This is a genomic window from Corynebacterium sp. 2571A (assembly GCF_055700935.1).
The window spans coordinates 219747-246275 of sequence record NZ_JASTTE010000004.1 but is presented as its reverse complement, the minus strand read 5'-3'; the positions used below and the strand labels follow the sequence as shown (position 1 = coordinate 246275).

The window sequence follows — 26529 nt, the reverse complement described above, 5'->3', positions numbered from 1 at the left end:
TCCGTAGCACATTCTGGACTAAGTCCGCACCGCGCGGAAGTTTTGGATCCCGGGATTTCGACCCCGGGGATCTCCCGCAGCGCCGGCTCGTTGTGGCACGCGGAGTTGAGCTCCGCCTGCCCGACGGGCTGCTGCGACCGCGCGTTAACAACCGTTCGTTTTAGGGAATTGGCGAGTAAGGCACAGTGAGCGCAGTACCAAAGAAGACCCAAGCAGCAGGGCAAGCTGCCAAGAAGGCGAAGACCATGTCCATCGGCGTGGTCCTGGGGAAGCTGAATCAGGAATTCCCCGAGGTCACCGTCTCCAAGATCCGCTTCTTGGAGGCCGAGGGGCTCATCACGCCGCAGCGTACCGCCTCCGGCTACCGCCGCTTCACCAATGACGACGTGGAGCGCCTGCGCTACATCCTGACCACCCAGCGGGACAACTACACCCCGCTGAAGGTCATCCGCCAGCAGCTCGAGGCCATGGACTCGGGCGAGGTGACCGCGATTGTCAGTGCGGGCCAGACCGAAACCCTGGTCAGCCCGGACAAGTTCCGTGCCCCGGTCGCCACCCGTCTGACCGACGGGGACATTGCCGCGCAGGCCAACTCCGACCAGAAGACGGTGGCTCACCTGGTCAAGCTGGGCCTGCTCGCCCCGGACGAGTCCGGCTACTTCACGGCTGACGATGTCGCCGTGGTCAAGTCGATTGAGGCGCTGCGCGCCTTCGGCCTGGACGACCGCCAGTTCAAGAGCCTGCGCAACAACGCTCGCCGGCAAGCGGATCTGATCTCCCAGGTCACCAGCCCGGTAGCAAACTCGAAGTCGGATACCGCTAAGCTGCGGGCGGAAGAAATGTCGCAGCAGATGACCGCGCTGGTGGTTTCCCTGCACGCCACCTTGGTCAAAACGGATCTGCGCAAAGAGTTTTAGTCGATTGGCGTCGCTTTCATGGCGGCGCGGAGACAAGGAGGTCGCGTGGCCCGGATAGCCCTAGAGTTTATGGGCATTCACATGCTCGAGCCGGAGGAATTCCTCTGTGCGCTGTTCCGCTGGAATGCGGGGGAGCGGGTCGTGCCGGTGTGGATGTCGCCCATCGACGGCGCCCGCGTGGTCGCGCACCTGGGTGGCGCGCAAAGCCGCCGGCCGGACACCCATGAACTGCTCATCGACGTCTTGGCCGAGCAGGGCGGGCTGGAATCCGCCATCGTGACCAGCTACCACGAGGGCGTTTTCATCCTCGAGCTGACCACCGGCGATGGCGCGGTCCTGGACGCGCGCATGTCGGACGCGCTCATCCTGGCCGATCACTTCGACGTCCCCATTGAAATCGAAGAGGAAGAACTCAACCAGGTAGCGGTCTTTGTGTCTCCGGAGGATCTGCACCACTACGTGGGGGTGGAGGGCGCTACCCCCGCCGGGGAAGCGGGCGAAGACCTCGGTGGCGCCGCAGATCAGCCGGATTCGGCCTCCGGCGACGCCCAGGCCGACGCGGATTTCTCCGCGATGATGCAGGAGCTTGGGATGACGGAGGAGGATTTCCAGGCGCTGGACCCGGACGATTTCCGCGAGTCCGGGCGGGATTCCGCCGGTGAGCGGCCTGAAAACACTGAGGCTCCTGGTTCGGATGAGTCAGAAGACACTGATGTGACACCTGATGAAGATGGGGAAGAGGGGACTGAAGGTTCCTAAGCAACAGGTGTGAACTGTGGTGCTCTCGAGTTGAGGGAAAGTCTAAAGTTAAACTCGAGGTTTAAGTTTCGGCGTGTTACGCCAGATAACGCTTGACTCTTGCCTAGGCTTGACTTTAAATAAAGCATTAGGGCTTCCCCCAAACTTCAATGGAGTAATTACGTGAGCATCGAAGAAGACATCTACGCACACGAGGACAACGGGACTTACGTTCAGGAGTCCCTGTTCGATCTCGGCCCGGACGAGCAGGTCGGCTACCGTGTTCCGATCGCCTGCCAGGTCGCCGGCATCACCTACCGCCAGCTGGACTACTGGGCGCGCACAAACCTGGTCAACCCGTCCATCCGCACCGCCCGCGGTTCCGGCTCCCAGCGCCTGTACTCCTTCCGCGACGTGCTGGTTCTCAAGATCGTCAAGCGCCTGCTGGACACCGGCATCTCGCTGCAGAACATCCGCCTGGCCGTGGACTCCCTGCGCGACCGCGGCGTCAACGACCTGGCTGAGCTGACCTTGGTCTCCGACGGCAAGACAGTTTACGAGTGCCGCTCTAACGACGAGGTCATCGACCTGCTCTCCGGCGGTCAGGGCGTGTTCGGCATCGCCGTCCCGGGCATCATGAAGGAACTGTCCGGCACCATCTCCTCCTTCCCGTCCGAGCGCATCGACAACGATGCCAACGTCGTCGGCCTCGACGAGCTGGCCGCCCGCCGGCAGCGCAAGTCCTCCTAGCACGCCCGCTCAAGGCCCGACACTCCCGGGCTAATACACAGGCTCCCCAGCCGTCGCTCACGCGGCCGGGGAGCCTTGTGCTGTGTCTGTAGGGGTGGAGCTGGCACCGCGCACTTCCGGCCGCGCATGACGAAGCCGGGAGAGCTGCCGTCGGCAACGCAATCAGCGGCTACCTAGACGACAACCTCCGCCCGCCGCTTCGGACGAGGGAGGTTGGAGGCCCCAGACCACTAGGGGAAACGAAGAAAATGCAGCAGGAATAACGCCGGTGTGAGGCGTTCTAGCTGACTACTTAACGCCGGCGGCAGTGCTGACGGCCTTGTTGACGGCGGCAGCGTCGGCGGGACGGTCGACCTTGTCAAAGTAGTCCGCGGCGTCCTCCAGGGCCTTGTCGACCTCGCCGTCGCCCAGGTGCACGACGGAGATTTCCACGTTGCGGTCCTTGGCCTCGGCCAGCTGGGCGGCGAAGTCACCGTCAGACAGCGAATCGTCGGTGCCGGTGGTTACCAGCACGACGCGGGCGGGGGCGTTGGATTCGCGGGCATAGTCCGCGGCGTTGTTGGCCGCGGCGACGATGGCGGCGCGAGTCTGTGGGACGCCGCCGGTGCCGAAGTTGTTGACCACGCCGGCGGTCTCGCCGCCGTCGGTGAAGCCGAGGTTCTGGCGGTAGCCGACGGTAGCCGTCGCGGAGATCGGGGAGGAGTAGTTCCACAGGGACACGGCCTTATCCTCGCCGCCGACCCCGTCAGCGGCCGCGGCCACCCCGGCGGCCGCAGCGTCGAAGTACGGCGCCATCTGGTCCGAGGTATCCAGCAGGAAGAGCGTGGACTCCGCAGCACCCGGGGCGGCAGCGCCGGCGGCCGCGGCGGTGGAGGAGGCCGCGCTCTCCGCAGCGGGGGCCGAGGACTCCGCGGAGGTCGGCGCCTGGCTGGCGTCCTTGTCCTCGCTGGCGGCTGTCTCGTCGGTAGCGGTCTCTTCCGGCGCCTGCGTGGTTTCCTGGGCAGCCGTGTCGGCGCCGTCGCCGTTGTCCTCGTTGCCAGTAAACAAGTAGAGGAGCAGGCCGAGCACCACCAGGATGGCTATGACAATGACGGCGATGAGCCATCCGGCGATAGCGAAGTTGTTTTTGTCGTTGGCGTGGCGGGCCATATCGTCTTCCTCACTTGTGGTGCTTGCGGGGCCGGGAAGCTCGGTAGCAAAGACCGAGCGTACTTAGCTGCCCAGTCTAGTGGCTTGGGCCTGCTCAATGAGTCCGACAAGCCGCTGGCGGATGGGTTCGGCCCGCTGGGCCAGCGCGCGCTGCCGGTGCACGTACTTGGCCTTCCCCTCCGGCGTTTCGATGGCGACGACGCCAAAACCCCAGGCGCGGCAGTCATACGGGGAGGCTTCCATGTCCAGCACCCGGGCGTCGACCGCCAGGTCCAACGCGTCCAGGAAGACCTCCCCGGGGACTAGGGGCCCAAGCTTCCACGCCCACTTGTAGAGGTCCATCGTCACGTGCACGCAGCCGGCCTGGTCGTTGTTCGGCTGCTCTTGGCGGTTCAAAGGGCGGATATTGAGCGGCCGGGCCGGGGGAGTAAAGAAGCGGAAAGCGTCGTAATGGCTGCATTTGAGCCGGTGCGACTCCACTACGGCGTTCGTGCCGTCGGCGCCTAGGCGCAGGGGCAGATCGTGGCGCGGGGTATCGGTGCGGTAGACCATCGCCCACTCGTGCAGGCCGAAGCAGTCGAAGTTAACCGGGTTGCGGGCGGACTGCGCGAGCAGTCGGTGGATATAGTCCACGGAGTCGCCGCGGCGGGCCCAGAACGCCTCCAGATCGAGTCCGACTGTTCCGTCCTCGTTGCGGTGGTAGTCCCGCCACTCGGCGTGCGGCGGGTCGCCGGCCAGGCGGGTGCCGATACCGGGGTGCCAGGCGCGCAGGTGGCTGGGGCGGACCGGATAGTACTGGAAGAGGAAGTCGTAGACCGGGTGGTAGCTTCCCGGGTGGCGGAATCGCGCCATCCTGTCGTCGGCCCGCGCCTCGTGGGCGGCGAGTAGTTCCCGCCACTGTTCCGGGGCAAGGACTGTGGACATGGTCTACTTCCTCCTCGGGTTCTTCCTATCGGCGCCCGCGCGCTTGTTCGTCCGGTTCGATCCGGTGGTCTTCTTCCGCCCCCGGTTACCGCCATTATTACTGCCACCGCGGTTGCTGCCGCCGCGGCGTTGGCGGGGCTTCTTGGCGCCGGGCTGGCGCTCGGAGCTTGCCGTGCGGGACTTGGCCGAGGCGGCCGGCGGCTGCTGTCCGGGGGCGGGGAGGGGAGTGCCCGGCGGGGTGGTGGCGCCGGTGACCTCGATGAGGCGCGGGTCGTGGGCCGGATCCGCGGAGTCGCAGAGTTCGACGACCGTGGCGTCCACCCCGGCCTTGCGGAGCAGTTGGGTGATTTCATCGCGCTGCTGCTCCATGCCCAGGGTGACCACGGTGCCGGACTCGCCGCCGCGGGCGGTGCGCCCGGCCCGGTGGAGGTAGGCCTTGTGCTCGGCCGGCGGGTCGACGTGGACGACCAAGGACACACCGCTGATGTCGATACCGCGGGCGGCGATGTCGGTAGCCACCAGCACCGGTACGCTGCCGTCGCGGAATCCCTCGATGGCGCGCGTGCGTGCGCCCTGGCCCTTGTCGCCGTGCAGCGGCAGGGCGTTGATCCCATTGCGGCGCAGCTTCTTGGTCTGCCGGTCCACGCCGTGCTTGGTCCGCATGAACATGATGGTCTTGCCGGCCCGCGCTGCGATGGTCAGCACCACGTCGTTGCGCTGCGGGCGCTCGCCCACGTAGAACACGTAGTGCTCCATGGTCTCCACGGCGGCCTCCACCGGTGCGGTGGAGTGCTCGACCGGGGAGTGCAGGTAGGCGTTCACGACCTCCTCGACGGCGGCATCCAGGGTGGCCGAAAACAGCAGGCGCTGCCCGCGGGCCGGGGTGAGCGCGAGGAGCTTTTTCACCTGCGGCAAAAAGCCCATATCGGCCATCTGGTCGGCCTCGTCCAGCGTGGTGATTTCCACCTGGGACAGATCCAGGTAGCCCTGGTTGATCAGATCCTGGGCGCGGCCCGGGGTGGCGACTAGGATGTCGACCGGGCGGGCCAGCTGCCGGATGTGATTGTTGATGTTGACGCCGCCGACCACCGCGAGGGTGCGCAGGTTGAGGCTAGCGGCCAGGTCGTCGAGGCGCTCTTGGATCTGGGTGGCCAGCTCGCGGGTGGGCGCCAAGATGAGACCGCGGGGCTTGCCCGGCCGCGAGACGCCCTTATCGCCCAGGCGGGCGAGCATCGGCAGCCCGAAGCCCAAGGTCTTGCCGGAGCCGGTCGGGGCGCGGCCCAGCAGGTCCTTGCCCGCGAGCACGTCGGGGATGGTGGCCGACTGGATGGGGAAGGGGCTGTCCATTCCCTGCTGAGCCAGGGTGTCGACGAGGGCGCGGGGTAAGCCGAGATCGGCGAAAGTAGTCATAAGGTGCTTTAGTCTAGCACCGCAGGACTACCAGACGACTAGTCCCACTGGCTCAGGCTGCGATCACCGGACCACTCGAGGTGGTAGGTGCCCTCCTTGTCGGTGCGCTGGAAGGTGTGGGCACCGAAGAAGTCGCGCTGACCCTGGATCAGCGCGGCCGGAAGGCGCTCGGCCCGCAGGGAGTCGTAGTAAGACAGGGAGGACGCGAAGACCGGCACCGGCAGGCCCAGCTGGGTAGCGGCGACCACCACGCGGCGCCAGGCGGAGATGAGCTTGCCCAGCTCGCCCTGGAAATACGGCGCCAGGATAAGCGCCGGCAGCTGCGAGTCGGCGTCGTAGGCCTCGCGGATGCGGTCCAGGAACTTCGCCCGGATGATGCAGCCGCCGCGCCAGATGGTGGCCAAGTCCCGCGGGTCGACGTCCCAGTTGTGCTCGGCGGAGCCGGCCTTGATCTCGTCGAAGCCCTGGGAGTAGGCGATGAGCTTCGAGGCGTAGAGCGCGCGGCGCACGTCCTCGATGAACTCGGCGCGGTCAAGGCCCAGCGACTCGAAGGTGGCCTCGGTCCCGGCCGGCAGGACCGCCTGTTGTGCGGCGGCGCGCTGCGCGGTGGAGGAGGACAGCGCGCGGGCGAAGACGGCCTCGGCGATGCCGGTTACCGGCACACCCAGCTCCAAGCCGTTGATGGCGGTCCAGCGGCCCGTGCCCTTCTGGCCGGCGGCGTCCACGATGACGTCGACCAGGGGCTTGCCGGTTTCCGGATCGTCCTGGGCCAGGACCTCGGCGGTGATCTCAATCAGGTAGGAGTCCAGGTCGCCGGAGTTCCACTCGCGGAAGGTCTCGGCGACTTCGTGCGGGCTCAGGCCGGCGCCGTAGCGCAGCAGCTGGTAGGCCTCGCCGATGACCTGCATGTCGGCGTACTCGATGCCGTTGTGCACCATCTTGACGAAGTGGCCGGCGCCGTCCGGACCGATGTGGGTCACGCACGGGGTCCCGTCGACGTTGGCGGCGATGGACTCCAGGATGGGGCCCAGGGTCTCCCAGGACTCGGCCGGGCCGCCCGGCATGATGGACGGGCCGTTGAGGGCGCCTTCCTCGCCGCCGGAGATGCCGGCGCCGACGAAGTGGCGGCCGCGGGCAGCTACCTCCTGCTCGCGGCGGATGGTGTCGGTGTAGTTGGCGTTGCCGCCATCGATGATGATGTCGCCGTCGTCCATGGCGCTGGCCAGCTGGTCGATGACGGCGTCGGTAGCGGCGCCGGCCTTGACCATGATGATGGCCTTGCGGGGGCGCTCCAAGGAGGCCACGAAGTCTTCGATGGACTCGGAGGCGACGAAGCTGCCTTCACCCGCGTGCTCGTCCATGAAGGCGCGAGTCTTTTCCGGGCTGCGGTTGTACACGGCCACGGTGTTGCCATTGTGGGCGAAATTGCGGGCGAGGTTAGACCCCATCACGGCGAGGCCAACGACACCAATCTGGGCGAGATCCTTAGGTTCAGTCATGCCGCCTAGATTACCGCATAGGCCATCGGCACAGCCGCAAGACTAGATTGGGAAAGCATGAGTGCTAGCGGAGAACCCCACAACCCAACCCACGAGCTAGAACAGTTGCTCTATTCGGCCCACGAGACCGCCCTGGACGACGCCCAGCTTGCGACCATCAACCGGCAGCTGACCGGCCTCGACGCCACCCTGGGGATCACCTACACGGCCATCAGCAACGGCGAAGTGCGCGCCACGATGTCCGTCGACGCCCGCCACCACCAGCCGTGGGGCGTGGCCAACGGGGGCGTGTACGCGTGCCTGACCGAGTCGGTCGCCTCCGTGGCCGGCGTGGTCGCCGCGCGTCGGCCCGTCGTCGGCGTCAACAACAATACCGACTTCCTGCGCCCGGCCAGCTCCGGCACGCTCTATGCCACGGCCACCCCGCTGCACCTGGGCCGACGCACCCAGCTGTTGGGCGTAGACATCCGCGACGAGCAGGGCCGGCTGATGGCCCGCTCCCAGCTGCGGACGATGCCGCTGGGCGGCTAGCGCACTAGAGCCAGTTATTGCGGCGGAACCACCAGAACATCAGCGCCACGATGCCGACCATGACCAGCAGCGCGATGGGGTAGCCGTACTCGGTGTGCAGCTCCGGCATATGGTCGAAGTTCATGCCGTAGATACCGGCGACCATCGTGGGGGCGGCGGCCATGCCGACCACCGCGGAGATGGTGCGCATGTCGGAGTTCTGCTGCATGGAAACCTTCGCCACCGAGGCATCGATTAGCGAAGTAAGGCGCTCATCGAAGGAGGCAACCTCGTCGCGGACCACCAGCTCGTGGTCGTTGACGTCGCGCAGGTAGGACCGGAGTTTTTTGGGGATCAGATCCTTGTGGTCGTTGACCATCGCCTGCAGCGCCGTGGACAGGGGCGCGACGGCGTGCTTCATCTCCAGGATCTCACGCTTGAACATGTAGATGCGGTCGATGTTGAACTGCGCGCCCGGGGTGAAGACCTCTTCCTCGACCTCGTCGACCTCGGTCTCCAGCAGGGTGGTGATTTCCTTGTAGCGGTCCACCATCATGTCCAGGACCTTCCAGGCCAGCGCGATGGGGCCGAGCTCGACCAGGTCCTGCTCGTCGTTGATGCAGTGGGCCAGGTTCGGCAGCTTGGCGCTGTGGCGGACGGTGATGAGGAAGTCGTAGGCCACGATCATCTGGATCTCGCCGGTGGTAATGATCTGGCGCTTGTCCTTGACCTCGTCGTGGTCGCGGTAGTTGACGGAGCGGGCCACCACGAAGAGCTGATCGTCGTAGCGCTCCAGCTTGGGGCGCTGGTGGGCCTGGACCGTGTCCTCCACGATCAGCTCGTGGATGTTGAACTCGCTGGCTACCTGGGTCATCTGGCTCTCGTACGGCTCGTGCATGCCGACCCAGATGAAGCCGCGACCGTATTCGCGGAGGGCCTCCTGCGCGGTCCGCGGGGTGTATTCGCCGGGCAGGGCCTCGCCATCGACGAAGACGCGACAATGCTCGATTGCCTCTTCCACGGGAACCTTGAACTGGGTGACCTCAGGTTGCGTGAGCTTCTTCTTGCGGGGCCGAAGCGGGTTGGGCACATTTGCCATGGCGGCCTCCTCCTCGTGGTCGGGCAGTGGTAGCCGCACAGTGCGGCGAATAAAGTGTAGCGCGAAACCGCGCCCTATAATGAAACCTATGCCTACGTGGAAAGAACTGACGACAGCCAACCCCGCCCATTCGCACAACTACGCGCGGCGTTGGAAGCTCATGCAGGCCCAGGGCAAGGACATCAACGGCGAGGCACGCCTCATTGATGCCATGGCCGAGCGCGAGTCCCACATCCTGGACGCCGGCTGCGGCACCGGGCGCGTCGGCGGCGAACTGGTCCGCCGCGGCCACGACGTCCTGGGCGTCGACGTCGACCCCGTGCTCATCGAGCACGCCGAGCACGATTTCCCGGAGGGCCGCTGGGTGGTAGGGGATCTCTCCGCCGAGGAAATTCCCGAGACCGGCTTCGACCTGGCCGTCTCCGCGGGCAACGTGATGGGCTTTCTGGCGCCGGAGGGCCGCGAGCCGGCCCTGCGCCACATCTTCGAGGCCCTGCGCCCCGGCGGCCGCCTGGTGACCGGCTTCGGCGCCGGCCGCGGCTGGGAATTCGCCGATTTCATCGCCCAAGCCGAGCAGGTCGGCTTCCGCGTGGACAACCAGTTCAGCTCCTGGGACCTCAAGCCTTTCGGCCCGAACTCCGCCTTCCTGGTTGCCGTCCTGACCCGGCCGGGCGCCGATCTTATCCAGTAGCGGCTAGCAAGCGACTGTCGACCGCCGGCTAGAAGCGGCGATCCGCCTGGTCGAAGAAGGCCAGCTCGGCCAGGCTGGCGCGGTAGAAGGCGTCGAAGGCGCGCTGGCGCTGGGCATCGGTGGCTTCCTCCAGCGCCTCCTCAACCATCTGAAGAGCCCGCTGGGTCCCTTCCACGAAGTCGGGGCCCGAATACATCTGCAGCCACGCGTGGAACGGATGATCCTCGCGGTCTTGGGCGAGCAGGTGCCGGCCGACCTCGGCGTAGAGCCAGTAGCACGGCAGCACGGCCGCGGCGGCTACCGCGTAATCCTCGGTATAGGCAGTGGCCACCAGGAAGTCCGTATACGCGCTGGTGACCTGGGAGTACCGCGCCGCGGTCTCGCCGCCCAGCCAGTCGCGGTGCAGCTCGGATTCGGCGACTAGGACCTCGGCCGCGCCGGCGGCCCAGAACTGGCGGTCCTGTGGATCGCGGGCCAGCGCGCCCAGGCGCCCCAGCGCGGTGGAATAGTGGCGCAGGTAAATCGCGTCCTGGGCCACGTAGAAGCTGAAATCGTCCGCCTCCAGGGTGCCGTCGCCCAGGCGTCCTATGAACGGCAGGGCGAGCAGGTCCTTCCACAGCCCCAGGGTCGCCGCCCACAGCGCCGCGGTGTGCGGCCCGGCTGCCGGGATTGCCGGTTGCGGGGCGGGCTGGGACTGGGCCGCGGTATAGGCGGCGGCAACGTCCACGGCGGGCACCGGCTCAGCGCTGGCCGCCCGCGCCAGGCGGCGCTGCCGGTGCCCGTGGTCGACCGGCCCGTGCCCACGGCCGACGGCGAGGGCGTCCGCGTTGGCAATCGCCTCGTGCAGCCAGCGGGTGGACCATTCCAGGGCCGCGGCAAGGCCTTCGCCTTGACCCAAGCGCGTGGCCAGCGCCGAGGACAACGAGCAGCCGGTACCGTGCGTGTTCTTGGTCGCCACCCGCGGGCAGGCGACGCGGTGGATAAGCCCGGTCCCGTCGACCACGGCGTTATCCGCCCGGTCGTCGCGCAGGTGGCCGCCCTTGACAATCACGGTGGTCCCGGTCTGCTGGGCCCAGTCCCGGGCCATGGCTACGGCCTGCTCCACGTCGGTGGCTTCCTCCTCGGGGCTGAGCCCGCAGAGGACCGCGAGTTCCTTCAGGTTGGGCGTGACGCAATCGACCCGGCCGGCCAGATCCAGGATGGCGGACTCGGCGTCCTTGTCCAAAAGGCGATCGCCGGAGGTAGCCACCATGACGGGATCCAGCACCACCGGCGTGCCGTCTAGCGTGGCGATGAATTCGCGCACGATATCGATGGTCTCCGGGTTGCCGAGCATGCCAATCTTCACCGCGTCGATGTCTACGTCCGCGGCCACGGAGGCCAGCTGGTCGCGCAGCACGTGCGCCGGCGGGGTGAAGATGGAATCGACGCCCTGGGTGTTCTGCGAGACGATCGCGGTGGTCACGGCCATGCCGTAGCCACCGGCGGCGCTGATGGCCTTGAGATCGGCGTGCAGGCCCGCGCCGCCGGTCGGGTCGGTGCCGGCGATGGACAGGACGCGGGCGACGGGCAGCGGCTGGGCAGGCTTAGTTCCAAGAGGGTAGACGTGAGTCATAGTGGCATTCCTATCGAGCAAAGAATTGGGCGCACCGGCGAGCACGGGGTCGTGCCGCACGCCGTGCGCAGTGAGGTAGAGGGCGGAAAGACTAACCGCGGAAGGCGGCAAGCAGCTCGGCCGCGGCGGTGGCGGGGTCCTTGGCGGCCATGATGGCGGAGACCACGCAGACGCCGGCGAAGGCGCTGCCTTTCAGTTCGGCGACGTTGTGGGTCTTCAGGCCCCCGATGGCCACGGCGGGCATTCCGGCTTCGGCGGCGCGGCTGGCTAGGGCTGCGGCGGCTTCGATCCCGATGCCTTCCGGCGCGTTGGCCTTGGTGGTGGTGCTGAAGACGGGCCCGATGCCGATGACGTCCGGCCGGGCCGCCCCGGTAGCATTCAGCGCGGCGTCGAGCTCCTCCTCGGAGCCGACGGACAGGCCCACCAGTGCGCCTTCGGCCAAGCGCGGGCGGGCCTCGGCGACGCTGAGATCGTCCTGGCCGACGTGCAGGTGGCAGCCGAGTTCGGCGGCGAGCTCAACCCGGTCGTTGATAAACAACGGGATCTGACCCAACTGTTCCTTCAGGCTGCGGGCGTAGGGGAGCAGCTCGGCACAGCTTGCGCCCTTGTCGCGCAGCTGCACCACGGTGGCGCCGCCGCGGCAGGCCGCCAGGGCGATCTCGGCCACGTGTTCCCGCCCGCCGGCCAGATCCGGATCGGTGACCAGGTAGAGGCTCCAGTCGATTGCGGTCATGCCAGCTCCACCGGCTGGAGGGCGCTGTAGGTGATCAGATCGTCGGGGCCCAGCTCGTAGAGCGCGTCCATCCAGGCTACGGCGAAGCTGCCGGGCGACTGGGCGTGCTGGTAGGCCAGGGAACCGGCTACGGAGACGTGGGCGTGAGCGGCGATGACCGCGGCGAGCGGCGGCTGGCCGGTGCCCAGGTAGGCGGCGGTGATGGCGCCCAGGCTGCAGCCGGTGCCGATGACCCGCTGGAGCAGCGGCACGCCGCCGGCCAGCTCCCAGGCGGCATCCTGGGTGACGAAGACGTCCTTCTCGCCGGAGATTGCCACCACGCCCCCGGTGCGCTGCGCCAGCGCCTGGGCGGCGGGCAGGGCGGCGCTTGCTGTGTCGGTGGCATCGACGCCGCGGCCGCCCTCGCCGAGCTGCGCCAGAGCGATGATTTCGGAGGCGTTACCGCGGATGGCCGCGGGCTTTGAGTCGACCACGGAGCGGGCGAATTCCGTGCGGGTGGACAGCCCGCCGGCGGCGACCGGGTCGAGCACCCACGGGTTGCCGGCCTCGTTGGCACCGGCGATCGCCTCGCGCATACCCTCGTACTGGGCCGCGGACGGGGTGCCGATGTTGATGAGGACGCCGTTGGCTACGCGCGCGAACTCGCGGGATTCCTCCGGGGTATCGCACATGGCAGGGCTGGCGCCGATAGCCAGCAGGGCGTTGGCGGTCACGTTCGTGACTACGGTATTGGTCAGGCACTGGACCAGGGGATTTTGCTCGCGCACGGCGGCGAGAGCAGCGCGTACTGCTTCTTTCACAACACTTTCCTTCGCTAGTTCTAACTAAGAGCAGGTTCCATGGGTATGTTCTCAGCCGGAAGATCTCCTTCCGGCACCCCAATGTTGTGCCGTCCACCCTAACAGAGCCGGGCTCGGAAGTTGCCCGGTGTGCAAGAAAACACCCCCAACGGGGAAGGCGACAAACGCCAGTGCCAGCCCCAAAAAACACGGCTAGAATCCGCCCATCGGCTTGGGACAAAAAGAACCCCGCCGTAGGGCGCGCGGGTTCTAAACCAGCGCGCCTGCGGCGGGGTAGAGGTGCGGGTGCTCGGCGGCACCGCGCGGGGCTGTTTAGCCTCCCCTCTCGGGGCTCTTAGGCCTCGGAATCCTTCGACTTCTTGGCCAGCGCGTTGCGGGCGGTGCGCATCTGCTCGGTGATGGCGAGGTTACCGCGGTCGCGGGTGAACGCGTTGGAGATCCAGTTGATGAAGGTGACGAAGCGGTTGCGCATGCCGACCAGGTAGGTCGCGTGCAGCGCCAGCCAGCCCAACCAGGCGAAGATACCGGTGAACTCGACCTTGCCCATCTTCACCACAGCGTTGAAGCGGGAGATGATTGCCATGGAGCCCTTGTCGAAGTAGTCGAAGGGTTCCTTCTCGTTGGCGGTGGACTCCTCGTCGACCTTGGCGTCGATGAGGCGGCCGACGTGGGTACCACCCTGCATAGCGACCTGGGCCAGACCCGGCAGCTTGTTCAGGTTGATCATGTCGCCGATGACGTAGACGTTGGAGTACTCGCCCACGGTCAGGTCCTCGTTGACGGAGACGCGGCCCGCGCGGTCGGTCTCGACACCGGCCTGGTCGGCGACCATCTTGCCCAGCGGGGAGGCGGACACGCCCGCGGACCAGATCTTGGTCGCACCGGTCAGGGTGGTCTCGGAGTCATCCTTGGTGTTCTTGTAGGTGACGGTGTCCTGGTCAACGTTGGTGACCATGGCGTTCAGGCGGACATCGACGCCCAGCTTTTCTAGGGTGCGCTGCGCCTTGCGGCCCAGACGCTTGCCGAACGGCGGCAAGACCTGGGGAGCGCCGTCCAGCAGGTAAATCTTGGCCGAGGACGGGCCGTAGGTGGAAAAGGCGTCGGTGAAGGTACGGTTAGCCAGCTCAGCGATCTGGCCGGTCAGCTCCACACCGGTCGGGCCAGCGCCGACGATGATGAAGGTCAGCAGGCGCTCGCGCTCTGCCGGATCCTCGGTGAGCTCGGCCTGCTCGAACGCGGAGACGATCCGGGAGCGCAGCTCCAGAGCGTCATCGATGGTCTTCATGCCCGGGGCGAACTCGGCGAAGTGATCGTTGCCGAAGTAGGACTGGCTGGAACCCGCAGCAACCACCAGGGAGTCGAAACCGTAGGTGCGGTGGAAGTTATCGTTTTCCGCGGTCACCGTCTGGTCTTCCAGGTTGATGTCGGTGACGGTGGCGTTGACAAAGTTCGCGTTCTGCTGACCGCGCAGCATCTGGCGGGTCGACGGGGCGATCTCGGAAGCGGAGATCATGCCGGTAGCCACCTGGTAGAGCATTGGCTGGAACAGGTGGTGGTTCTTCTTGTCGATGATGGTGATATCGACTTCCGTGCCTTTAAGCTGCTTTACGGCGTTGATGCCGCCGAATCCAGCACCAATAACGACGACGTGGTGGCGTCCTCCATTGGGGCGGTAAGGGGTTGCTGACATGTAGATGACTACCTTCCTAAATGCTTGAACTAAGTACCTACCGTTTAGACATTGTAAACGCTACTCCCCGGAACAGATAGTTTCACCCCGATATAAACCAGGCCCCTCGGCATGGCACCCGGGCTGCGGCCTTAATCGGCATTAGTCTAGGAACGATTGGACTAAAACGCGAGGCCGCCGACACAGCGTTTTCCTTTTCGGCCTAGGTCTAAAACCCCTGGCCAGGCCGGCTAATCCACGGTAGGGATAGGGGCTGTGCGGGCGGCGTCAGGATTGGACTTTTGAAGGAAATGGCCTTGGAGCATACTGCGGCTATCGATGCCGAGCAATGGCCAGGCGTTGCCCGCGTGCCCAGCGGCCGCCTGTTGGGCCTGCGGGCGCGCCACGCGGAGGCTGACTTCGCCCGCGCCTGCGACCGCGCGGGCCTGGTCCTCGACGCCGAGGATCCGGAAGACCTGGATCTCAAGGTCGAATACGACTCCTTGTTCGCGCGCATCGCGAGCTCCGGCTGGCTGGGTGTGGCCGAGTCCTACCTGGCCGGGGAGTGGACCACGCCGAGCTCGGACAAGCTGGTCCACGTGCTCACCCGGCTGGTGCAGTGCGGTTATTCCCCGAAGACACCCACCGCGCCGGTTGCCGCGTATGAGGGGGGAGAGATCCCCCAGGAGCTGCTGGCACTCTACGCCGGCGACAGCGTCAGCCACCAGGGCGGCATCTTTGCCACCGGGGTGCCGACGACGACTAGGCAGACCATCGACCGGCAGGGCAAGCCCGTGGACGCCGAGCAGCACAACCGGCGCGGGCTGCCGGCCGGCGCCCACTTCGTTGACGTCACCACCATGACGGAGCCGCAGGCGGTCGACCGCGAGGATCTCAAGTCCGCCCAGACGCGGGCGGCGAACTGGCTGCTCGATGCCACCGGGGTTCGCGCCGGCACGCACTGTCTAGTCTTTCCTTCCTCCGGCGCGCGCGCCGCGGTGGAGGCGGCCGGGCGGAAAGCGACCGTGGACTTGCTTTCTGCCGATCCGGCCAGCCTGCGGCCGCTGGAGGAGTTCTTCCTGCTAGAGGGCGCGGACGACTCCGTGCACTGCCAGCTCATCGATGCCCCGATCCCAGGTCCGCGCCAGTGGCGCGGGCGTTATGACTCGATTATCAGCGTGGAGCTTTTCGAGGCGCTGACCCCGCGGCAGCGCGCCGACTACATCGACACCCTGGCGCGCCTGCTCATCAGTGGGGGAAAGGCGGCCGTCCAATCGCTGGTGGCCACCGAACAGATGACGCCGGCGGCCCGCTCGGCCTGCCAGGTGCTGCGCGCCTATATCTGGCCGGGCCTCGAATACCCGACGGTCGCCGACGTCCACAAGGCCTTTGAGAAGAACGGCCACCTGCGGATAATCGGTCAGACCCACACCGGATCGCATTACCGCGAATCCATCGCGCAGCAGCGCTCGTTTTTCTCCGGGCGCCTGCGGGAGGCGGCCGCCGCCGGTTTCGACCCCGTCTACCGCCGGCTGTGGATGTTCCAGTTCGCCCTTCGGGAAGCCCTCCTGCAGGCCGGGATGCTGGACTCGGTCCAGTTCGTCGCCACGCACCGCAGCCGCGGCGGGCAGCGCTAGGCCACGGCCATCGATTGTTTACCCTTTAACGGGGTAGGCTTTTCGCAGCTAGTTGCGCGCCGCCATTGATGGCCAGCTAGGCTGAGATAAATGAGTCAAGAACTGGATTTTTACGACCCGACAGGGGAGATCGAGGACGCCGCCGGCGGCCCGGAACTAGTGATTGAGCGGGAATTTCACCAGGGCCCGTCCGTCATCTGGGGCTACCTGACGGACACCAAGGATCTGGGTCGTTGGCACGGGGAGTGGTCGAAGGAAGCCGACAGCCCCGAAGGCCACCCGTGCTACCTGGTCGACCACGTCGGCCAGACCAAGGACGTCCACATCGAGGTCACCGAGAAGGTAAAGCCGGAATACCTGCGTTTTGAGGTCAGCTTTGCCAACCGCCCGGACGCCTGGATGGATCTGCGCCTGACGGACACCCCGGAAGGCTCCGAGCTCGAGCTGCGCCACGGCCTAGCCGGCCTCGAGGACCGCGCCGAGTTCATCGGCCCGCTGTGGGAATTCCTCCTGGACCGCCTCATGGCCGCAGTCTCCGGCGACGACCCGGACATCCTGGAATGGGAAAGCTATTACCCGAACCAGGCCGAGTACTACACGCTAGAGAGCAACCAGTAAACCAACCGCTCGGGGAATGCGTGCCGCAACCCGCCGGCACGCAATCCCGCCGTTCCGTAGAAATAGCGGGGAGCGGCCCCGGATCTAAAATGACATAATGTACATTATCGGACAATAACGTATATCGGGCGATTACCAGGCCGGCCCGGTTTAGTTCTACCGCCCGTCAAGGACGTTCGCCCGTCACAGGCGTTACTCCACGGCAAACACAGCTCAACACGCGCTGACTCACCCAGTCTCCCTGAATGCCACTACGTAGAAGAATGCCACTACGCCGAAGGCGTCTTCGTGTGGCTCGGTGTCGCCGATGCTCCTGTGGCGCACGCTGGCCCGGCCAGGTCCGTACGTCACCCGAATTGCGACGCTGGGCTCTCGAGTGTTCCTGTGCCAAACGGGCCCTAATCGGTATCTCCCTTAGCACCTAGGCTCCTTAATCGAGGATCTCGGTCCGTGTCTCAGTTGCACAGCAGATCCGCGAATCTAGACCGCTTCGCCCCTAGGGGCAAGGTTCGCCCTATTAACGTCACTGTGACTTTAATGGGAGGAAGTCGGACTACTTTTCCTTCTTGTTCTGGTAGGCCTGTTGGAGCTGCCAGCCGGTGAGCCCGGCCAGCGCGATGGCGATGACCATAACGAGCCACATCTTCTGCGTGGCCACGAAGATGGCGAAGCCGATAATCACGACGAGGCGGAACCATAGCATCGGAATCATGCGTTCGGTCAACATAGTGGGTCCTCCCGTTCTCGTGCCGTGTTCGCGCCTTGTGCGCCGGAACCTTGCTTCGGCCGTCGATGTGTTTTGGTGGCGAAGACTGGATTCTCCCCCTCCGCGCTATTAGTTAGTTTGTGAAAGGAACTAATCCTGCTTCTCGAAGGAGATGAGGATGTTCACGTCGCCCTCCTCAGCCACCTTCGCGGCCAGGAACTCCGGGGTCTTCACGTTGTAGTCAAGGCGGTTGATCGGGATGGTCCCGCCGATGACTAGGTGCTCGCCGTCGCGGAGAACGTCGAAGTCCTGCTTAATCTCCTGGGTGGCGTCCTTGATGGTCAGCTCCCCTTTCATGGTGACCTTCCCCTTGGTGCCATCCTCCGGCACGCCGGACAGGTCTACCGGTGCCGTCAGCTTAAAGAACGCCTCGGGGAATTTGTCGGTCTCGAAGAGCTTGGACTTCATATTCTGATCGCGCACCGTCTTGTCGGTGGTGAGATCCTCCATGAGGACCTTGATGGAGCCCTCGGTAACCTCCTGGTCGGTGACCTCAATCTCGCCGTCCACGGCGGTGGTCGAGCCCGAGGTCAGGCGGCGTTCCGCCGGAAGCACCTCGTTGAAGCTAAAGCCCACGGAGGTAAAGTTCGGGGCCGTGCCATCGCCCACGCGCCACTGGCCGTTGACGTCGGTGCTGGCCGCCTTCGACCGCGAATCATCGAGCGGCTCAGTGGTCACCCCGGGGCCGGCGATCATCGAGTAGATCAGCGGACCCAGCCCCACGACGGTCAGCGCGATGATGAGGACTACGAAGACGCTGATCACCAGAGTCCGGTTGTAGAAAAGTTTCTTTAGCATGGCGTTTTACCTTAACTCCTCTAGGTGGCGGGCCAAGGCCACCATTTCTTCGCATAACTGGTTGATTTCGCTGGCTTCGGCACCCTCATGGACGGCGGTCTGAATATCCTGCGCCCCGCAGCGTAGCTCGAACAAGCCGTCGGCAAGCTCGGCCGCGCTCTTGGGCGACATGATAATCGCGTCCTCCGGGATTGTGGTCCCCGAGACCGCGTTGCGCTGCTCGTATGCGCGCTGCTTGCAGGCCGCGCTGCAAAACTTCCGGGGTCGCCCCCGCCCGTTTTGGACCATTTCCTTATTGCACCACTGACAGGTGATTTTTTCGCGGGAATGAGCCGAAGTACGCATCACGGTAAACTACCTTAGCCCATTAACCCCTACCTGGGAACAATCACACTGGGTTCTTCGTTATACTGTTAGGACTGGGCGCGGGAATAGTAATCGCCCCGCACCTTCATAGGTAAATCTAGTAAAGGATGATGTTGCATGGCAGATCGCGTACTCCGTGGCAGCCGAATGGGCGCCGTTAGCTACGAAACAGATCGCGACCACGACCTTGCGCCCCGCCAGATGGTGAAGTACCGCACCGAAGACGGCGATATCTACGAGGTCCCCTTTGCCGATGACGCAGAAATCCCCGAAGAGTGGATGTGCAAGAACGGCAAAGTAGGCACCTTGGTCGAGGGCGAAGGCGTGGAGTCCAAGCCGGCCAAGCCGCCGCGCACCCACTGGGACATGCTGTGCGAACGCCGCTCCCTGGACGAGCTCGACGAGCTCCTCGAGGAGCGCATCCAGCAGCTGCGCAAGCGCCGTCGTTCCGCTGCCCGCCTGCTGCGCGAGCAGCAGGAAAAGAAGGATAAGAAGTAAGTCTTTGCGCGGGGCACTTCTCCCCGAGCTATTAAACAACCGCCAGCACTTAGCCCTTAAGGCTTAAGTGGCTGGCGGTTTCTCGTGCTACTGAACAGTTGCGGCGCTGTTGATGCGCTTTCCGGTAGTCACGCTGAAGCAGTGCACGTGGTTGGGGTCCACGGTAGCCACGACCCGGCTGCCCTTGGCTGGCGCTGTCCGCGGCTTAGCGCGCATGACCAGTTCGTTGCCGGTGGGCGAGGCGGCCTCCTGCGTCGTCGCCCCCGAGCTGAGCTCGCTGCCGCCCGGGATCTGGCCATAGAGGTAGGAGTCCGCGCCCAGCTCCTCGACCAGCTCCAGATCGAACGGGATAGAGGCGCTGCCGGAGGCCCGTCCTTCGCCCTCCGCGACCAGCTGCAGAGCCTCGGGGCGCACGCCCAGGATGACCTGCTTCTCGCCGGCATCGGCTAGGGCCTGGACGGCATCGTCAGGTAACTGGATCCAGGCCTCGCCGGAGGACGCGCGGCCTTGGTCGTCGACGGTGAAGCGGCCCAGGTTCATGGCCGGAGAGCCGATAAACCCGGCCACGAAGGTGGTCTGCGGGGCTTCGTAGAGCTCACGCGGGGTGCCGACCTGCTCAAGCACGCCGCCGTTGAGGACGGCGATGCGGTCGCCCATGGTCAGCGCCTCGGTCTGATCGTGGGTGACGTACACGGTCGTTACGCCGAGGCGGCGCTGCAGGGCCGCGATCTGGGTGCGGGTCTGCACGCGCAGCTTGGCGTCTAGGTTGGACAGCGGCTCGTCCATGAGGAAGACCTGCGGGTTGCGCACGATGGCGCGCCCCATGGCCACGCGCTGGCGCTGGCCGCCCGAGAGGGCCTTCGGCTTGCGGTCGAGCAGATCGACCAGGCCCAGGGTCTGGGCCGCCTCATCGACGCGCCGGTTGATCTCTTCCTTCGACTCCCCGGCCAGCTTCAGGGCGAAGCCCATATTCTCGCGCACGCTCATGTGCGGGTAGAGCGCATAGTTCTGGAAAACCATGGCGATATCCCGTTCGCGTGGGTCGAGGCTGGTGACGTCCTTGTCACCGATAAAAATGCTGCCGGAGGTGACATCTTCGAGGCCCGCCAGCATTCGCAGCGTGGTCGATTTGCCGCAGCCCGATGGGCCGACCAAGACGAGGAACTCGCCGTCGGCGATCTCCAAGTCGAAGTCGTCCACGGACGGCGCTTGCGCCCCCGGGTAGGTCAAACTGGCGTGTTTAAAGCTCACGGTAGCCATGGTGTCTCCTCCATCGGCAGGTACGTGCCGAACGATCCGAGTGGAAAATAACTTTTGCCTAGACTACCGCGCCAGCCAACTATCGCACGCTAGCCGCGCCGCATGGACTTCCACTGGTGCTTAGCCAGGTTACCCAGCTCCTCGCCAAAGTCGCCGAGCCAGCGCAGCTTCTTGCCCGCCTTGTGCGGCAGGTCGTAGGCGCCAATCTCCTTGAGGGTCTGCTGGGCAATGCGGCCCGTCTCGTGCGCGACCTCGCTGGCCTGCTCGGCGCGGTGCTGCACGCCCCACTTGGTGACCTCGAACAGCGAGTCCTTGACAAAGGAGCCGTCGAGCTTGGACTCGCCGTACTCGCGCTCGGTGAAGGTGATCGGCACCTCGCGGACGTCGAAGCCCTTCTTAACAGCACGGAAGGCGACGTCCACCTGGAAGATATAACCGGCATTCGACAGCTCGTCGAAGTCGAGTGCCTCCAGCAGCTCGCGGCGGAAGGCACGGTAGCCGGCGGTCATGTCCGACAGGCCGGCGCCGAGGGCCACCGAGATGTAGATGTTGCCCAGGCGGGACAGGTACTCGCGGGAAGCCGGCCAGTTGACGGTCTCCCCGCCCGGGATGTAGCGGGAGCCGATCACCAGGTCGGCGCCGTCATCGATGGCTTCCAGCAGCAGGTGCAGCTGTTCCGGGGCGTGGGAGCCGTCCGCGTCCATCTCGCACAGGACCTGGTAGTCGCGCTCCAGGCCCCACTCGAAGCCGGCGAGGTAGGCGCCCAGCAGGCCGCCCTTGCCCTCGCGGTGCAGCACGTGGAGGTTCTCATCCTTCGCGGCCAGCTCATCGGCCAGGTCGCCGGTGCCGTCCGGGGAGTTATCGTCCACGACCAAGACGTGGACGTCCGGGGTGGCGGAACGCACGCGGCCGGTGATGAGCGGGAGGTTTTCCAGCTCGTTGAAGGTGGGGATGATGACCAGCGTCGACGCTGAGTTAGCGGTCACGAGTGGGAGACTCCTTCTACTTCTTGGCCCGCGTGGAGCGGGTGTTCTTCTTCGCCCTTGCGGCCGTGGGGCTCGCGGCGGCCGACCGCCGGGATCCGGCAGAGATCAGGGCAGCCAGCGCTAATACTCCACCAATAATAACCATGGCCAGTTCTAGGATCGAACCAAAGCGTACCGCAAGCGTCTCGCCGCTGCGCAGTGGCAGGTCCTCGACTAGGTATTTGGCCTCGAAGATATTAGACTCCTGACTAACCTTCCCATCCGGGTGCACGATGGCGGAGACGCCGGAGGTCGCCGGGACCACCACCGCGCGGTCGGTTTCCAGCGCCCGCATGCGGCTCATGGCCAGCTGCTGGTAGGTCATGTCGGAAAAGCCGAAGGTGGCGTTGTTGGTCGGGGTGGTCAGGATCTGCGCGCCAGACTGCACCGCGGTGCGGAAAGCCTGGTCGAAGATGACCTCGTAGCAGGTAGCGACGCCCACGGCGACGCCGGCCATGTTCACCACGCCGTTGCCGTTGCCGGGCTGGAAGTCGCCGGCCAGCTCCACGTAGTCGGACAGCTTGGCGAAAAAATCCCGCATGGGCATGGTCTCGCCGAAAGGCTGCAGATACTTCTTGTAGTGGCGGTCTCCCGAGTGCCCACCGGACTCGAAGACCTGCATGGTGTTGCGCGCGCCGACCTCGTCGTAGGTCAAGGTGCCGACCATGATCGGCACGCCGACGGCCTCGACGGCGCTCTCGATGGAGGCGCGGGCCTCCTCGTCCGTGAAGGGGTTGACGTCCGAGGAATTCTCCGGCCAGATGACCAGGTCCGGCTCGTGGCCGTCTTCCGCTAGCTGCTTGGTCACCCGCACGTGGTTGTTGAGGACCGCGCGGCGCTGGGCGTTGAAGTCCAGGCCCATGCGCGGGACGTTGCCCTGCACGGCTGCGACGGTCACCCGCCCGATCTCGTGGCCGGCCATGCCGCGGGTCCAGCCGGCGACGAAGCTGGCGGCAAAGACCGCCACGATAACGCCCACGGCCGTGAAGCGGACGGCGTGGCGCCGCGACCAGACCGCCACCAGGCTCGTGCCCAGCAGGCTGGCCGTCACCGTCACCAGCGCGGGCCCGCCCCACTGGACCAGCTGTGCCAGGGGCCCGTTGACCTGGCCCCACGCCAGGCGCACCCAGGCGAAGCCGCCAAAAGGTAACGACGAGCGCACAAACTCGACGGCAAGATAGATAAACGGGAAGGCGAGGAAGCCGAAGCGCCAACGCGCTACTGCCGCCCCGCACAGCCCGGTCAGGATGGCGTAGAGGCTCAGCGCCGCCGCTAGGGCCAGGTAGGGCGTATTACCGACCAGCTCCCCGATCCACGGCAGCAACAGCGCGTAGGTGGCGAAACCGTGGACAAAACCCAGCCCCGCGCCCAGGCGCAGCGAGACGCGCTCCCCGCGCCACGGGGACAGGCTGAAATAGAACGCCGCGATGCCCACGCAGGCCATGGGCCACCAATTCAGCGGGGCATAGCCGGTATAGACCACCGCCCCCGACCCGGCCGCCAGCAGCCACCGGGCAAGCAGCCGCCACACTAGCGCTTGTCCCCCGGGTTCGTACCGTCTTCGCCGTCTGCATCACCCGAGTCCGGCTCACCGAAGTCGGACGGGTTAGCGTTTTCGGACCAGCGGCGGATCTCTTCTTCCTCGAGCACGGTCGGCTCATGCGCAGCAACCGCGCCGCCGGCAGGGCCGCTAAAGCTGCCGTAGCTGTCGTGCTGCTGCGACATCGGGCTACGGTCGTATAGACGCACGCCGAAGTTCTCCACGGAACGCACCAAGCGGAAGGCGATGAAGCCGCGCAGCAGCGCCCGGGTCGGCGGGAAGAGGAAGAGCAGGCCCACCAGGGTGGTGAAAAAGCCCGGCAGCGTGAGCAGGATGCCGCCGACCATGGTCAGGCCGACGTTGCCGGCGGTCTTGCCCGGGGTATCGTCCTGCATGACCGCCGTGCCGTCCTCTTGGCGCACAACCTTGGAGCTCATGATCCGGCGCGCCTCCCAGCCGGCGATCGACATCCCGAAGAACATCGTGGCGAACAAAGCGACCAACGCCCAGCCCACGCCAATGAGTGAGACCACAGCCCAAAACGTCAGGGTTTCCAAAACCAGGTACGCAACAAACAGCAGAAACGGCATAATTCCCTAGCCTACCTGCCTGACTGGGCAATGTGGAACAGGCGCGAAGGCAGCGGTGAGACGTGCACACGGCGGCGGCAATTAGACTACTGCCTATGGCATTGCTGAATTTCTCTCACGCTGATTCCGCGCCGGCCGCTGATAGCTTCATCCCCGGCGGGCTTACCCGCCCGGACGACTGGTTCGCGCTCGGGAAAACGGCCTACGACTATGCCGACGGCAAGGTTTATCTGGGCGCGTGGAGCCGAGTCGCCCTGCGCGGCATCCAGGACGAGGAGGCGGTAGCAGACGGCCTGGGCCAACTGTCGTGGCCGGGCAGCGCTCACCAGATTCTTGCTTCTCCCCTGTCTGCTAGCGCCCGCGAATTCGCCCGCGGGCTCGCCGCCCGTTTAGGTGACGAGGAGTCCGCCAGCCCGGCCGCCGCGGCCCGCGTGGCCCGCGTGGCCATCAGCGCCGAGGACGAGCAGCTGGGCGCGGTGCCCGCCCGAGTCCGGGTAGCCCTGGCCGGGTCCTCCTTTACTGTCTTCCGCGGGGCTGAGGAGCTGGCCCACCACGCCGAGCCGGAGGAGGCCTGGGAGCACGTCCGGGAGCTTCTCCAGCAGGAAGCTGCCGACGCCGCCTATGGGGCTGGTGCGGCTGGTCCGGCTAGCACGGGTGATCGCCCTGCGAACACCGGCTCGGTCGGGCCCATCGGGTGGCTGGGCGACCACCGCGACGACGGGCTCGTGGACCTGGGCACCGCCCTGCCCGACGGCGTCCTGCCGGCCGAATACGCCACGCTGCTGGGGCATTTGGGCGTGCCGATTACCGTCACGCCCTTCGGCGGGCTCGTCCTGCACGGCCTCGCCGAGGGCGACGCCGACGTCGTGCTGCGCGTGTTGGCACCCCGCGGCTTTATCTTCGACGCCAGCGCGGTCAGCCCGGAAGGCATGGTCAGCCCTATGGGCTAGCGCGGCATGTGCCGCCAGATGGGGCGCGGCACCAGCGCCATCACCCACGCTAGGAACCGGAGCGTGCCGGGGATCCACAGCGTGCGGCTGGCCAAGGCGCCGCCGGCAGCGGCCTTGTCCGCTTCCTCAGCGATGGCGGCGACGACGTAGCGTGCCACCACCTCAGGTGTCACGGACAGCGGCGCGGGCTTCATGCCCTCGGTCATGGAGCCGATGACGAAGCCGGGGCGGGCCGTGATCAGCGCCAGGGGCCCGCCGTGCAGTCGGTCCGCCAGCCCCTGGCAGAAGGCGTCCAAACCGGCCTTCGTGGAACCGTAGACGTAGTTGGCGCGGCGGGCGCGCCACCCGGCGATGGAGGAAAACGCGACGATGTGCCCGCGCTCCATCTCATCGGCGAGCACGGTCAGCATGGAAACCTGCGCGGTGTAATCCAGCTGGGCTATATGCGCTGCGTGGGACTCGTCGGCCTCGGCGCGCTCCTGGTCGCCCAGGATCCCGAAGGCCACGACGGCCGTGGTGATCTCGCCGGCGAGCTCGCGGGCCCGGCTCACCACGGCACGGTGGTTGTCCATGTCCAGCGCGTCGAAGTCGAGGAAGTCGACCTCCCGCGCGCCAGCAGCCTGCAGGCGGGCGCGTTGCTTATCGATGCCTTCGTCGCCGCGGGCGGCGAGGACCACCCGGCGCCCAGGCGCGAGCAGCGCGGCGATCTCCGTGCCGATATCCGAGCGCCCGCCCAGCACCAGAACAGCGCCCGGGACCTGGGGCGCGCCGCCAGCGTGGTCGGCGGTGGTGTTCTGCGCGCTCATCGCAGGCCGCGCTCGCCCTCGTTCAGGCTCTCGGCCACGCCGTCGCCGTTGATGGTGACGATGTCTTCCAGGCGCATGCCCCACTCGCCTTCCTTGTAGATGCCGGGCTCTATGGAAAAGGTCATCGACTCGGCCAGCTCCAGGTCATTGCCGGCGGCGATGAACGGTTCCTCGTGCGTGGACAGGCCGATACCGTGCCCGGTCCGGTGGGTGAAGTACTCGCCCCAGCCGGCGTCCGTGATGACCGTGCGGCAGGCATCGTCAACGCTGCCCGCGGTGGCCCCGCGGCGGGCCTGCTCCATGCCGGCGGCGTGGGCTTGACGCAGCACCTGGTAGGCGGCCTGGAAGTCCTCCGGCGCACGGGAGGCGTCACCGCCGACCACGTAGGTGCGGGTGCAGTCCGAGTGATAGCCGGCGCCGAAGGTGCCTCCGATGTCCACGACGACCGGCTCGCCGTCGCTCAGGACGCGTTCGGAGAAGCTGTGGTGCGGGTTCGCGCCGTTGGGGCCGGAGCCGACGATGACGAAGTCGACCGCATCGTGTTCGTGCAGGATAAGCTCCTCAAGCTCGTCCGCCACCTGCTGCTCGGTCACGCCGGGCTGCAACAGCGAGGGCACGCGGGCGTGGACGGCATCGATAGCCAGCGCGGCCGCACGCAGCTGCGCGATCTCCTCGCCGTCCTTGCGGGAGAACAACGCGCCGATGACCTGATCGGCGGCCACCCACTGCGCGGACGGGAACTGGGCCTGCAGGCCCAACAGGTGCGCGGCGTCCATCACGCCAGAGACCGCCAGGCGTGCGCCGTCTTCGGCCACCGGGGCGTGGGCGTCGCGCAGCTTCTCCGCCGCCAGCGCGTGGGCGTTGGTGCCGTCCTGCCAGCCGTGGAAGGCCAGGTTGAGCTCCGCGACAGGGGCGGCGGCTAGCTCCGCACCATCGGTGGCCGGCGCCAGCAGGAAGGCCTCCCCCTCGGCCGGGATGGCCAGGGCGCTAAAACGCTCATGCGAGCTCATCCAGGAACCGGTGAAATAGGCGAACTCGGCGCCCGGGCTAATCACCAGCGCGGCCACGTCGTTGGTGCGCGCTTGCTGCTGCGCCGCGGCGATCCGGTTTCGATAGACTTCGGAAGGGAAAGCAGAAGAATTTTCACTCATAGGACAACAGTGTAACCGCC

Annotated in this window: 27 protein-coding genes; 9 read left to right on the top strand and 18 right to left on the bottom strand. The window is 66.2% G+C overall.

Annotation, left to right across the window (positions count from 1 at the left end; all coding sequences use genetic code 11):
• Positions 1 to 185: 185 nt before the first annotated feature.
• From ftsR to QQS53_RS09860, 3 genes are all read left to right on the top strand, one after another.
• The gene (gene ftsR, locus QQS53_RS09870) at positions 186 to 917 is read left to right on the top strand and encodes a transcriptional regulator FtsR (protein ID WP_472775653.1); all 732 of its coding nucleotides are present in this window, start codon (positions 186 to 188) and stop codon (positions 915 to 917) included.
• A 69-nt stretch (positions 918 to 986) separates the two neighbouring features.
• Complete coding sequence (locus tag QQS53_RS09865; protein ID WP_472775652.1) at positions 987 to 1676, top strand: bifunctional nuclease family protein; 690 nt, start codon at positions 987 to 989, stop codon at positions 1674 to 1676.
• Positions 1677 to 1844: 168 nt separating this feature from the next.
• Positions 1845 to 2405, top strand: a complete 561-nt coding sequence (locus QQS53_RS09860; RefSeq protein WP_472775697.1) for a MerR family transcriptional regulator — start codon at positions 1845 to 1847, stop codon at positions 2403 to 2405.
• Positions 2406 to 2693: 288 nt separating this feature from the next.
• Here QQS53_RS09860 and QQS53_RS09855 read toward each other — a convergent pair whose 3' ends face one another.
• The 4 genes from QQS53_RS09855 to gndA form a co-directional block, all read right to left on the bottom strand.
• The gene (locus QQS53_RS09855) at positions 2694 to 3554 is read right to left on the bottom strand and encodes a VWA domain-containing protein (protein ID WP_472775651.1); all 861 of its coding nucleotides are present in this window, start codon (positions 3552 to 3554) and stop codon (positions 2694 to 2696) included.
• Positions 3555 to 3617: 63 nt separating this feature from the next.
• Positions 3618 to 4478 (bottom strand): 3-methyladenine DNA glycosylase, encoded by an 861-nt coding sequence (locus QQS53_RS09850; protein ID WP_472775650.1) that lies wholly within the window; start codon positions 4476 to 4478, stop codon positions 3618 to 3620.
• A gap of 3 nt (positions 4479 to 4481) precedes the next feature.
• Positions 4482 to 5888 carry a DEAD/DEAH box helicase gene (locus tag QQS53_RS09845; protein WP_472775649.1) on the bottom strand — a complete coding sequence of 469 codons (1407 nt, stop codon included), beginning with the start codon at positions 5886 to 5888 and terminating at the stop codon, positions 4482 to 4484.
• 38 nt (positions 5889 to 5926) lie between these two features.
• A complete protein-coding gene (gndA, locus tag QQS53_RS09840) occupies positions 5927 to 7387 on the bottom strand; it encodes an NADP-dependent phosphogluconate dehydrogenase (RefSeq protein ID WP_472775648.1) in 1461 nt (486 codons plus the stop codon).
• Positions 7388 to 7444: 57 nt separating this feature from the next.
• Here gndA and QQS53_RS09835 point away from each other — a divergent pair, with 57 nt between their 5' ends.
• Positions 7445 to 7918 carry a PaaI family thioesterase gene (locus QQS53_RS09835; protein WP_472775647.1) on the top strand — a complete coding sequence of 158 codons (474 nt, stop codon included), beginning with the start codon at positions 7445 to 7447 and terminating at the stop codon, positions 7916 to 7918.
• 4 nt (positions 7919 to 7922) lie between these two features.
• On the opposite strand, the gene QQS53_RS09830 is transcribed toward QQS53_RS09835, so the two are convergent.
• Positions 7923 to 8996: a magnesium and cobalt transport protein CorA gene (locus QQS53_RS09830; protein ID WP_472775646.1), complete on the bottom strand. Its 1074-nt coding sequence runs from the start codon at positions 8994 to 8996 to the stop codon at positions 7923 to 7925.
• A gap of 88 nt (positions 8997 to 9084) precedes the next feature.
• On the opposite strand from QQS53_RS09830, the gene QQS53_RS09825 reads away from it, so the two are divergent.
• On the top strand, positions 9085 to 9687 hold the full coding sequence (locus tag QQS53_RS09825; protein ID WP_472775645.1) for a class I SAM-dependent methyltransferase: 603 nt from the start codon (positions 9085 to 9087) through the stop codon (positions 9685 to 9687).
• A gap of 28 nt (positions 9688 to 9715) precedes the next feature.
• On the opposite strand, the gene QQS53_RS09820 is transcribed toward QQS53_RS09825, so the two are convergent.
• The 4 genes from QQS53_RS09820 to QQS53_RS09805 all read right to left on the bottom strand — a co-directional run bounded on the left by QQS53_RS09820 (position 9716) and on the right by QQS53_RS09805 (position 14525).
• Positions 9716 to 11302 (bottom strand): bifunctional hydroxymethylpyrimidine kinase/phosphomethylpyrimidine kinase, encoded by a 1587-nt coding sequence (locus QQS53_RS09820; RefSeq protein ID WP_472775644.1) that lies wholly within the window; start codon positions 11300 to 11302, stop codon positions 9716 to 9718.
• Positions 11303 to 11393: 91 nt separating this feature from the next.
• Positions 11394 to 12035, bottom strand: a complete 642-nt coding sequence (gene thiE / locus QQS53_RS09815; RefSeq protein WP_472775643.1) for a thiamine phosphate synthase — start codon at positions 12033 to 12035, stop codon at positions 11394 to 11396.
• Positions 12032 to 12835 carry a hydroxyethylthiazole kinase gene (gene thiM, locus QQS53_RS09810; RefSeq protein ID WP_472775642.1) on the bottom strand — a complete coding sequence of 268 codons (804 nt, stop codon included), beginning with the start codon at positions 12833 to 12835 and terminating at the stop codon, positions 12032 to 12034. The genes thiE and thiM overlap by 4 nt, the downstream gene beginning before the upstream one ends.
• Positions 12836 to 13169: 334 nt before the next feature.
• The gene (locus QQS53_RS09805; RefSeq protein ID WP_472775641.1) at positions 13170 to 14525 is read right to left on the bottom strand and encodes an NAD(P)/FAD-dependent oxidoreductase; all 1356 of its coding nucleotides are present in this window, start codon (positions 14523 to 14525) and stop codon (positions 13170 to 13172) included.
• A gap of 290 nt (positions 14526 to 14815) precedes the next feature.
• Here QQS53_RS09805 and QQS53_RS09800 point away from each other — a divergent pair, with 290 nt between their 5' ends.
• Complete coding sequence (locus QQS53_RS09800; protein WP_472775640.1) at positions 14816 to 16141, top strand: class I SAM-dependent methyltransferase; 1326 nt, start codon at positions 14816 to 14818, stop codon at positions 16139 to 16141.
• 90 nt (positions 16142 to 16231) lie between these two features.
• Positions 16232 to 16759 (top strand): SRPBCC domain-containing protein, encoded by a 528-nt coding sequence (locus QQS53_RS09795; protein ID WP_472775639.1) that lies wholly within the window; start codon positions 16232 to 16234, stop codon positions 16757 to 16759.
• Between the two features lie 553 nt (positions 16760 to 17312).
• On the opposite strand, the gene QQS53_RS09790 is transcribed toward QQS53_RS09795, so the two are convergent.
• The 3 genes from QQS53_RS09790 to QQS53_RS09780 form a co-directional block, all read right to left on the bottom strand.
• Positions 17313 to 17471, bottom strand: coding sequence for a hypothetical protein (locus tag QQS53_RS09790; RefSeq protein WP_296203653.1), 159 nt, complete (start codon positions 17469 to 17471; stop codon positions 17313 to 17315).
• 144 nt (positions 17472 to 17615) lie between these two features.
• A complete protein-coding gene (locus tag QQS53_RS09785) occupies positions 17616 to 18323 on the bottom strand; it encodes a YceI family protein (protein ID WP_472775638.1) in 708 nt (235 codons plus the stop codon).
• A 6-nt stretch (positions 18324 to 18329) separates the two neighbouring features.
• Positions 18330 to 18668: a hypothetical protein gene (locus QQS53_RS09780; protein ID WP_472775696.1), complete on the bottom strand. Its 339-nt coding sequence runs from the start codon at positions 18666 to 18668 to the stop codon at positions 18330 to 18332.
• 138 nt (positions 18669 to 18806) lie between these two features.
• Here QQS53_RS09780 and QQS53_RS09775 point away from each other — a divergent pair, with 138 nt between their 5' ends.
• Positions 18807 to 19187, top strand: coding sequence for an RNA polymerase-binding protein RbpA (locus tag QQS53_RS09775; RefSeq protein WP_296203648.1), 381 nt, complete (start codon positions 18807 to 18809; stop codon positions 19185 to 19187).
• A gap of 87 nt (positions 19188 to 19274) precedes the next feature.
• Here the strand turns inward: QQS53_RS09775 and QQS53_RS09770 are convergent, their stop codons facing one another.
• From QQS53_RS09770 to QQS53_RS09755, 4 genes are all read right to left on the bottom strand, one after another.
• Complete coding sequence (locus QQS53_RS09770) at positions 19275 to 20447, bottom strand: ABC transporter ATP-binding protein (protein ID WP_472775637.1); 1173 nt, start codon at positions 20445 to 20447, stop codon at positions 19275 to 19277.
• An 89-nt stretch (positions 20448 to 20536) separates the two neighbouring features.
• A complete protein-coding gene (locus QQS53_RS09765) occupies positions 20537 to 21433 on the bottom strand; it encodes a polyprenol monophosphomannose synthase (protein WP_472775636.1) in 897 nt (298 codons plus the stop codon).
• 16 nt (positions 21434 to 21449) lie between these two features.
• The gene (gene lnt / locus QQS53_RS09760) at positions 21450 to 23003 is read right to left on the bottom strand and encodes an apolipoprotein N-acyltransferase (protein ID WP_472775635.1); all 1554 of its coding nucleotides are present in this window, start codon (positions 23001 to 23003) and stop codon (positions 21450 to 21452) included.
• The gene (locus QQS53_RS09755; RefSeq protein WP_472775634.1) at positions 23003 to 23602 is read right to left on the bottom strand and encodes an FxsA family protein; all 600 of its coding nucleotides are present in this window, start codon (positions 23600 to 23602) and stop codon (positions 23003 to 23005) included. Before QQS53_RS09755 ends, lnt begins: the two co-directional genes overlap by 1 nt.
• Positions 23603 to 23697: 95 nt before the next feature.
• Between QQS53_RS09755 and QQS53_RS09750 the strand changes: the two genes are divergently transcribed.
• Positions 23698 to 24552, top strand: a complete 855-nt coding sequence (locus QQS53_RS09750; protein WP_472775633.1) for a hypothetical protein — start codon at positions 23698 to 23700, stop codon at positions 24550 to 24552.
• Here the strand turns inward: QQS53_RS09750 and QQS53_RS09745 are convergent.
• Positions 24549 to 25358, bottom strand: a complete 810-nt coding sequence (locus tag QQS53_RS09745) for an SDR family oxidoreductase (protein WP_472775632.1) — start codon at positions 25356 to 25358, stop codon at positions 24549 to 24551. The genes QQS53_RS09750 and QQS53_RS09745 overlap by 4 nt on opposite strands.
• The gene (locus QQS53_RS09740; protein ID WP_472775631.1) at positions 25355 to 26509 is read right to left on the bottom strand and encodes a M24 family metallopeptidase; all 1155 of its coding nucleotides are present in this window, start codon (positions 26507 to 26509) and stop codon (positions 25355 to 25357) included. Before QQS53_RS09740 ends, QQS53_RS09745 begins: the two co-directional genes overlap by 4 nt.
• Positions 26510 to 26529: the final 20 nt, after the last annotated feature.

Excerpts from the sequence above, each read along its gene's own strand:
- QQS53_RS09865 (WP_472775652.1), top strand. The coding sequence starts at position 987 with ATGGGCATTCACATGCTCGAGCCGGAGGAATTCCTCTGTGCGCTGTTC.
- QQS53_RS09855 (WP_472775651.1), bottom strand. The coding sequence starts at position 3,554 with ATGGCCCGCCACGCCAACGACAAAAACAACTTCGCTATCGCCGGATGG.
- QQS53_RS09850 (WP_472775650.1), bottom strand. The coding sequence starts at position 4,478 with ATGTCCACAGTCCTTGCCCCGGAACAGTGGCGGGAACTACTCGCCGCC.
- QQS53_RS09845 (WP_472775649.1), bottom strand. The coding sequence starts at position 5,888 with ATGACTACTTTCGCCGATCTCGGCTTACCCCGCGCCCTCGTCGACACC.
- gndA (WP_472775648.1), bottom strand. The coding sequence starts at position 7,387 with ATGACTGAACCTAAGGATCTCGCCCAGATTGGTGTCGTTGGCCTCGCC.
- QQS53_RS09835 (WP_472775647.1), top strand. The coding sequence starts at position 7,445 with ATGAGTGCTAGCGGAGAACCCCACAACCCAACCCACGAGCTAGAACAG.
- QQS53_RS09830 (WP_472775646.1), bottom strand. The coding sequence starts at position 8,996 with ATGGCAAATGTGCCCAACCCGCTTCGGCCCCGCAAGAAGAAGCTCACG.
- QQS53_RS09825 (WP_472775645.1), top strand. The coding sequence starts at position 9,085 with ATGCCTACGTGGAAAGAACTGACGACAGCCAACCCCGCCCATTCGCAC.
- QQS53_RS09820 (WP_472775644.1), bottom strand. The coding sequence starts at position 11,302 with ATGACTCACGTCTACCCTCTTGGAACTAAGCCTGCCCAGCCGCTGCCC.
- thiE (WP_472775643.1), bottom strand. The coding sequence starts at position 12,035 with ATGACCGCAATCGACTGGAGCCTCTACCTGGTCACCGATCCGGATCTG.
- QQS53_RS09805 (WP_472775641.1), bottom strand. The coding sequence starts at position 14,525 with ATGTCAGCAACCCCTTACCGCCCCAATGGAGGACGCCACCACGTCGTC.
- QQS53_RS09800 (WP_472775640.1), top strand. The coding sequence starts at position 14,816 with ATGGCCTTGGAGCATACTGCGGCTATCGATGCCGAGCAATGGCCAGGC.
- QQS53_RS09795 (WP_472775639.1), top strand. The coding sequence starts at position 16,232 with ATGAGTCAAGAACTGGATTTTTACGACCCGACAGGGGAGATCGAGGAC.
- QQS53_RS09790 (WP_296203653.1), bottom strand. The coding sequence starts at position 17,471 with ATGATTCCGATGCTATGGTTCCGCCTCGTCGTGATTATCGGCTTCGCC.
- QQS53_RS09785 (WP_472775638.1), bottom strand. The coding sequence starts at position 18,323 with ATGCTAAAGAAACTTTTCTACAACCGGACTCTGGTGATCAGCGTCTTC.
- QQS53_RS09780 (WP_472775696.1), bottom strand. The coding sequence starts at position 18,668 with ATGCGTACTTCGGCTCATTCCCGCGAAAAAATCACCTGTCAGTGGTGC.
- QQS53_RS09775 (WP_296203648.1), top strand. The coding sequence starts at position 18,807 with ATGGCAGATCGCGTACTCCGTGGCAGCCGAATGGGCGCCGTTAGCTAC.
- QQS53_RS09770 (WP_472775637.1), bottom strand. The coding sequence starts at position 20,447 with ATGGCTACCGTGAGCTTTAAACACGCCAGTTTGACCTACCCGGGGGCG.
- QQS53_RS09755 (WP_472775634.1), bottom strand. The coding sequence starts at position 23,602 with ATGCCGTTTCTGCTGTTTGTTGCGTACCTGGTTTTGGAAACCCTGACG.
- QQS53_RS09750 (WP_472775633.1), top strand. The coding sequence starts at position 23,698 with ATGGCATTGCTGAATTTCTCTCACGCTGATTCCGCGCCGGCCGCTGAT.
- QQS53_RS09745 (WP_472775632.1), bottom strand. The coding sequence starts at position 25,358 with ATGAGCGCGCAGAACACCACCGCCGACCACGCTGGCGGCGCGCCCCAG.
- QQS53_RS09740 (WP_472775631.1), bottom strand. The coding sequence starts at position 26,509 with ATGAGTGAAAATTCTTCTGCTTTCCCTTCCGAAGTCTATCGAAACCGG.